The sequence below is a fragment of the Micromonospora sp. NPDC005197 genome, assembly GCF_040608295.1.
Lineage (GTDB): Bacteria > Actinomycetota > Actinomycetes > Mycobacteriales > Micromonosporaceae > Micromonospora.
In genome coordinates this window covers 1-6,721 of the sequence record NZ_JBEXHY010000202.1, presented here as the reverse complement: position 1 = coordinate 6,721, position 6,721 = coordinate 1, and the positions used below count along the sequence as shown (strand labels likewise).

7 protein-coding genes are annotated in these 6,721 nt (G+C 72.4%); 3 read left to right on the top strand and 4 right to left on the bottom strand.

The annotated features are described in order from the left end of the window. Nucleotides 1–118 precede the first annotated feature (118 nt). Together ABZU46_RS30495 and ABZU46_RS30490 are read right to left on the bottom strand one after the other, a co-directional pair. Complete coding sequence (locus ABZU46_RS30495) at nucleotides 119–1,018, bottom strand: carbohydrate kinase family protein (protein WP_354863161.1); 900 nt, start codon at nucleotides 1,016–1,018, stop codon at nucleotides 119–121. Beyond that, nucleotides 1,015–1,950 (bottom strand): pseudouridine-5'-phosphate glycosidase, encoded by a 936-nt coding sequence (locus ABZU46_RS30490; RefSeq protein WP_354863160.1) that lies wholly within the window; start codon nucleotides 1,948–1,950, stop codon nucleotides 1,015–1,017. Before ABZU46_RS30490 ends, ABZU46_RS30495 begins: the two co-directional genes overlap by 4 nt. 88 nt (nucleotides 1,951–2,038) lie before the next feature. On the opposite strand from ABZU46_RS30490, the gene ABZU46_RS30485 reads away from it, so the two are divergent. The 3 genes from ABZU46_RS30485 to ABZU46_RS30475 all read left to right on the top strand — a co-directional run bounded on the left by ABZU46_RS30485 (nucleotide 2,039) and on the right by ABZU46_RS30475 (nucleotide 4,874). Further along, nucleotides 2,039–2,257 (top strand): DUF3039 domain-containing protein, encoded by a 219-nt coding sequence (locus ABZU46_RS30485; protein ID WP_007456912.1) that lies wholly within the window; start codon nucleotides 2,039–2,041, stop codon nucleotides 2,255–2,257. Between the two features lie 40 nt (nucleotides 2,258–2,297). Further along, nucleotides 2,298–2,960, top strand: coding sequence for a trimeric intracellular cation channel family protein (locus tag ABZU46_RS30480; protein WP_354863159.1), 663 nt, complete (start codon nucleotides 2,298–2,300; stop codon nucleotides 2,958–2,960). 180 nt (nucleotides 2,961–3,140) lie between these two features. Beyond that, nucleotides 3,141–4,874 (top strand): DEAD/DEAH box helicase, encoded by a 1,734-nt coding sequence (locus tag ABZU46_RS30475; protein ID WP_354863158.1) that lies wholly within the window; start codon nucleotides 3,141–3,143, stop codon nucleotides 4,872–4,874. Between the two features lie 118 nt (nucleotides 4,875–4,992). On the opposite strand, the gene ABZU46_RS30470 is transcribed toward ABZU46_RS30475, so the two are convergent. Together ABZU46_RS30470 and ABZU46_RS30465 are read right to left on the bottom strand one after the other, a co-directional pair. Beyond that, complete coding sequence (locus tag ABZU46_RS30470) at nucleotides 4,993–5,226, bottom strand: hypothetical protein (protein ID WP_234587953.1); 234 nt, start codon at nucleotides 5,224–5,226, stop codon at nucleotides 4,993–4,995. A gap of 245 nt (nucleotides 5,227–5,471) precedes the next feature. Then, on the bottom strand, nucleotides 5,472–6,721 hold a 1,250-nt coding region (locus tag ABZU46_RS30465; protein WP_354863157.1), incomplete at its 5' end, for an RNA polymerase sigma factor.

Here is a 6,721-nt window from a genome sequence, read left to right as displayed (position 1 = left end):
TTCCCCTCCACGCCGCTCTCCCGATCTGCACACGGTCATCGACGTCGAGCCCGGACCCGCGCGCGGGCCAGGGCTCGACCGTCACGGCCGTGCTGCGGCTGCGGCCGTGCGCCGGCCCTTACGGCTGGGGCCGTGCGCCGGCTGTGGAGACGGCCAGCGCGCCCAGGTCGGTGGCGCGGCTCAGTGCCGCGGTCGGGCTGGCACCGGCGAGCCACGCGGTGAGCAGACCGGCCGCGAAGGCGTCGCCCGCGCCCGTGACGTCCACCACCGCCACCCGGCGGGCCGGAGCCGTGCAGACCGGCGTCGTGCGGTCGACCCACACCGCTCCCGCCGCGCCACGTTTGACCACCACCCGCCGAGCCGTCGCCGACAGCGCGCGCCCCTGTGCCGCCGGGTCCAGCCCGCCGGCCAGCACCGTGGCCTCGTCCGCGTTGACCAGCAGCAGGTCGACGTCGCGTACCCAACCCAGGAAGGTCCGCGCGCCGACCCGCCGCAGCGGCGCCGCGGACGCCGCGTCGACGCTTGTGGTGAGCCCGCGCTCGCGGGCGGCGGCCAGCGCCCGCAACCCCGCGCCGCGCGACCCGGCGTCCAACAGGGTGTACGCGGACAGGTGCAGATGCCCCGCGTCGGGCACTGCCGCGAGGGCCTTCTCCACGTGCTCGGCGCTCAACGCGAGGTTCGCGCCCCGCGACGTGACCATGGTCCGCTCGCCGTCGGCGGCCAGCACGATCACCGTGCCGGTCGGGGCGTCCAGCACCCGCTCGACCGCGCAGTCCACGCCCGCGTGGTCCAGCTCGGCCATCCGGTCGCGCCCGGCGTCGTCGTCGCCGACCGCGCCGACGAGCGTGACGGCCACCCCCTGCGCGGCGATCCAGGCGGCGGTGTTGGCCGCCTGCCCGCCGCCGCCGAAACTGATCTCGGCCCCGGTGTCCGAACCGGCCGCGAGCGGCCCGGACAGCACCGCCACCACGTCGGTGATCACGTCCCCGACGACGACCACGCGGGCCGGACGGGTCATGCCGGGACGGCGGAGGTGCGGGCGACCGCGGCGACCGCGATGCGCGCGGCCAGATCGGCGTTGCGCAGGATGATCCGGACGTTCACCGCCAGGCTCGCGCCCTCGGTGGCCGAGTGGAAGTGCGCCAGCAGGTACGGCGTGACGGCCTTGCCGGTCACCCCGTCCCGCTCCAGCAGGGCCAGGCCCTCGGCGAGGGTCCGGTCGTGCAGCTCCGGGTCGAGCTGCTCGTCGACCGGCAGCGGGTTGGCGACGAGCAGACCCCCGAGGTGCACGGCGTGCCCGTCCCGGGCGGCCAGCACGGCGGCGACCTGCTCCGGCGAGTCCACCGACCAGTCCAGGTCGAAGCCCGCGTCGGTGAGATAGAAGCCGGGGAACCGGCGGGTGCGGTAGCCGATGACGGCGACCCCGAGGGTCTCCAGGCGTTCCAGCGTCGCGCCCACGTCGAGGATCGACTTGACCCCGGCGCAGACCACAGTGATCGGGGTCTGGGCCAGGGTGACCAGGTCGGCCGACTCGTCGAAGGTGTGCGCCGCCTCCCGGTGCACCCCGCCCAGGCCGCCGGTCGCGAACACGCCGATCCCGGCGGCGGCGGCCACCGCGCTGGTCGCCGCGACGGTGGTGGCGCCGTCCGCGCCGGTCGCCGCCGCCACGGCCAGGTCGCGGACGGAGAGCTTCGTCACGCCATCGACGGTGGCCAGCCGGGTCAGCTGCGCGTCGTCCAGGCCGACCACCAGCTCGCCACCGATCATGCCGATCGTCGCCGGCACCGCCCCGGCGTCCCGGACCGCCTGTTCGATCTCCCGAGCCACCCGCAGGTTCTGCGGACGGGGCAGGCCGTGCGAGACGATGGTGCTCTCCAGGGCGACGACGGGCCGGCCGTCGCGCAGGGCTTCGGCGACCTCGGTGCCGTAGCTGATGCGAAAGTCAGTCACACCGGCACGGTACGGGGTGGGACCCCGACCGGGCTCAAGTGGACCCGGCCGTGATGACCTGCCAAACTTGACGGTTGGAGGTGCAGACGTGAGCACAGAGGTTCTCGAGCGTCCGGAACTGAAGGACGCCGACACCGGTCCCGAGATGTTCCACTACGTCCGCAAGGAGAAGATCGCCGAGAGTGCCGTCATGGGCACCTTCGTCGTCGCGCTCTGCGGGGAGACCTTCCCGGTCACCAAGGCGGCCAAGCCGGGCTCGCCGGTCTGCCCCAAGTGCAAGGAGATCTACGACTCGTACCGCGAGTGAACCCCGGCCGGCGCTCCGGCCGGCGACGTAGCCTGCGGCGGTGACCACCTCCACCGCCCTGCTCCTCGCCGACCTGACCGGAGTGGCGGTCTTCGCCGCCTCCGGCGCCTCGGCGGCGGTGGCCAAACGACTCGACCTGTTCGGCGTCGCGTTCGTCGGCTTCGTGGCCGCGCTCGGCGGCGGGATCCTCCGCGACCTGGTCATCGACGAGGTACCGCCGCTCGCCTTCGCCGACTGGCGGTACGCCGCCACCGCGGCGATCACCGCGCTCGCCGTCTTCTGGCTGCACCCACAGCTCGCCCGACTGCGCACCACGGTGCTGGTGCTCGACGCGGCGGGCCTCGGTCTGTTCACCGTCACCGGCACGCTCAAGGCGCTCGACGCCCGGGTGCCGGCGGTCGGCGCCTGCCTGATCGGCATGCTCACCGCGATCGGCGGCGGGCTCGGCCGGGACCTGCTGACCGCCGAGATCCCGGTGGTGCTGCGCCGGGAGATCTACGCGGTGGCCGCCCTGGCCGGATCGGTCGCGGTGGCGTTGCTGTACGTCACCGGCCACACCGGGCCGGCACCACTCACCGCCGCCGCTGTCGGGGTGGTCGGGCTGCGCCTGATCGCGTTGCGCCGCCGCTGGTCCGCCCCGGTGGCGACGCTGCGGCCACCGCGTGCGAACGGGGCCGATCCGCGCGCCGACCGGGAGTGGTGAGGCTGACCGTGCTCCGGTGGTGAATGTGACAGGCGTGGTGTCGCCTGGGCCCGCGGGCCCGCGCTGGTTATGCTGAGTCGGCCTTCGCGGCAGCTTCTGCGCGGAGGCGTTTTCATGGGCGGCGGTACTCGTGGCCCTCGCCCGGTGTCCGCCCTCGTGCGGTCGGAGAGGAGCTTTCGCGTGGCAGCCCGGACGCCGGTGCTCGAGACGTTCCCGGCACTCCGTGCCTGGCAGCGCAAGGCCCTGGTGGAGTACCTGCGCCGGCGTACCGAGGACTTCACCGCGGTCGCCACGCCGGGCGCCGGAAAGACCACCTTCGCCCTGCGGATCGCCGCCGAACTGCTCGGCGACGGCACCGTCGAGGCGGTCACCGTGGTCGCGCCCACCGAGCACCTGAAGAACCAGTGGGCCGAGTCCGCGGCCCGGGTGGGCATTCAGCTCGACGCCGCGTTCCGCAACGCCGACGTGCACTCGGCGGCCGACTTCCACGGCGCGGTGGTCACCTACGCCCAGGTGGGGATGGCCCCGCAGGTGCACCGGCGGCGCACCATGACCCGCCGCACCCTGGTCATCCTCGACGAGATCCACCACGCCGGCGACTCCCGCTCCTGGGGCGACGGCGTCAAGAACGCCTTCGAGCCCGCCGTACGCCGGCTGATGCTCACCGGGACGCCGTTCCGCTCCGACGACAACCCGATCCCGTTCGTCACCTACGAGCGGGGCGGTGACGGGCTGCTGCGCTCCCACGCCGACTCGGTCTACGGCTACGCCGACGCGCTGCGCGACGGAGTTGTCCGGCCGGTGCTCTTCCTCGCGTACTCCGGGGAGACCCGCTGGCGCACCAACGCCGGGGAGGAGTTGGCGGCCCGCCTCGGCGAGCCGATGACCCAGGATCTGGTGGCGCAGGCGTGGCGTACCGCCCTCGACCCGGCGGGGGACTGGATGCCCCAGGTGCTGCGGGCCGCCGACGCCCGACTCACCGTGCTGCGCAACGCCGGCATGCCCGACGCCGGTGGCCTGATCATCGCCACCGACCAGCAGACCGCCCGCTCCTACGCCAAGCTCATCGAGCAGGTGACCGGCGAGAAGGCCACCGTGGTGCTCTCCGACGACCAGGGCGCGTCCGCGCGGATCGCGACGTTCGCGGCGTCCGACCAGCGGTGGCTGGTCGCGGTGCGGATGGTGTCCGAGGGGGTCGACATCCCGCGACTGGCGGTCGGTGTCTACGCCACCAGCGCCAGCACCCCGCTCTACTTCGCCCAGGCGATCGGCCGGTTCGTGCGGGCCCGCCGCCCCGGCGAGACCGCGTCGGTCTTCCTGCCCAGCGTGCCGCACCTGCTCGGGCTGGCCAGCGAGATGGAGAACGAGCGGGACCACGTCCTCGGCAAACCCAAGGACTCCGACGGCTTCGACGACGACCTGCTGGAACGGGCACAGCGTGACGACCAGGCCAGCGGGGAGTTGGAGAAGCGGTTCGCCGCGCTCTCGGCCACCGCCGAACTGGATCAGGTGATCTTCGACGGCGCGTCGTTCGGGACCGCCGCCCAGGCCGGCACCCCCGAGGAGGAGGAGTACCTCGGCCTGCCCGGCCTGCTCACCGCCGACCAGGTCTCCCTGCTGCTCACCAAACGGCAGGCCGACCAACTCGCCGCCCAGCGCCGCCGTACCGCCGAGCGGGCCGCTCAGCCGGCCGCTGCGGCCACCGCGGCACCGCCGGTACCCATGAGTGCCGCCCAACGCCGCGTGGCGCTCCGGCGTCAACTGAACGCTCTGGTGGCCGCCCGGCACCATCGCACCGGCCAACCCCACGGCAAGATCCACGCCGAGCTGCGCCGGCTCTGCGGCGGCCCGCCGAGCGCCCAGGCCACCATCGAGCAGCTCGAGGAACGCATCGCCACCGTGCAGACCCTCTAGCCCCCGTGCACCGAGCGTGCGACGCCGGTGAGTCGCGGGGCGCGGTTGGGCAGAAAGTGAAAAGCCGACCGGAGGCGCCCCGTGGGGTGCCTCCGGCCGGCTATGTCGGTTTGCGGATTTAGTTCGCCATCAGATCGGCGCCACGCCAGCTGAAGTCGGGCTCCGTTGCGAACCGCTCGGTGATCTTCACGAGATCCTCCGCGTACTTGTTCGCGTGGTGCCCGCAGAACACCAGTTCGCTCCCACCCGCCAGGGTGATCCGGAGCTTGCCGGCAGCATTGCAGCGGTCGCACCGTTCATCGGCGGCTGGGGGAACCACCGTCTCGGGCGGCGGCGTGAGGGTCGAGTTCATCGCCTTCCTCCTCTGGTCGTCACCGATGAACAATCTCTTCGGTCGTTGCTCACCTATCGTGCAACACCCGTGCCGGGCACTGCCTTCCCTGTGTGCCCGCGGGGGACCGAGGTCACACATGGCAGGGACAGTGTGCCGTGAACCCAGGGTGCCACGTCAACGATCACATTCGTGCATCCGGACGATCACCATCTGGTGTTGCACACCAGGTGATCAAAACGACACGTCCGGTTGACGAAACCGGCTCAGTCCAGGTAATCCCGGAGGACCTGCGACCGGGACGGGTGACGCAGCTTGGACATCGTCTTGGACTCGATCTGCCGGATCCGCTCCCGGGTCACCCCGTAGACCTGACCGATCTCGTCCAGCGTCCGCGGCTGACCGTCGGTCAGGCCGAAGCGCAGGCGTACCACACCCGCCTCACGCTCGGAGAGCGTCTGAAGCACCTGCTGGAGCTGGTCCTGCAGGAGCGAGAACGAGACCGCGTCGACGGCGACCACAGCCTCGGAATCCTCGATGAAATCACCGAGCTGGCTGTCACCCTCGTCGCCGATGGTCTGGTCCAACGAGATGGGCTCCCGGGCGTACTGCTGGATCTCCAGCACCTTCTCCGGTGTGATGTCCATCTCCTTGGCCAGCTCCTCGGGAGTGGGCTCGCGGCCCAGGTCCTGGAGCAACTCGCGCTGTATGCGGCCGAGCTTGTTGATGACCTCGACCATGTGCACCGGGATGCGGATGGTGCGGGCCTGGTCGGCCATGGCGCGGGTGATGGCCTGCCGGATCCACCAGGTGGCGTACGTGGAGAACTTGTAGCCCTTGGTGTAGTCGAACTTCTCCACCGCGCGGATGAGGCCGAGGTTGCCCTCCTGGATGAGGTCCAGGAAGGCCATGCCGCGCCCCGTGTACCGCTTGGCCAGGGAGACGACCAGACGGAGGTTTGCCTCAAGGAGGTGGTTCTTGGCCCGCTCGCCGTCGCGGGAGATCCAGCCCAGGTCGCGGACCATCTCCCGGGCGAGCTTCTCCTCGCCCTCGTCGGCCGCGCGCAGCTGCTCGGCGGCGTAGAGCCCGGCCTCGATCCGCTTGGCCAGCTCCACCTCCTGCTCGGCGTTGAGCAGCGGGACCTTGCCGATCTGCTTCAGGTACGCCCGGACGGAGTCGGCGGAGGCGGTCAGCTCGGCGTCGCGCCGGGCCTGCTTGAGCGCCTCGGACTCCTCGTCGTCCCACTCGAAGTCGTTGTCGGTGGCCGACGCAGCGGCGTCGGTCTCGGCGGCCTGGGCCAGCTCGGCCGGCTCCTCCACCACCACGTCCTCGATGACGGCGGCGAGCTCCTCGGGGTCGATCTCACCCTCGGCGCCCTCGCCCTTGGCCTTGCCGCCGGCCTTGACCGGCTTGGCTCCGGCCGCCGCGGCGACCGTCGCGTGCGGGGGGGCGGGGGAGTTGGTGGGCTTCGGCCGGGTGGGCGCGGCGGCGGCGACCACGCCGGGGCTGCCGGCGC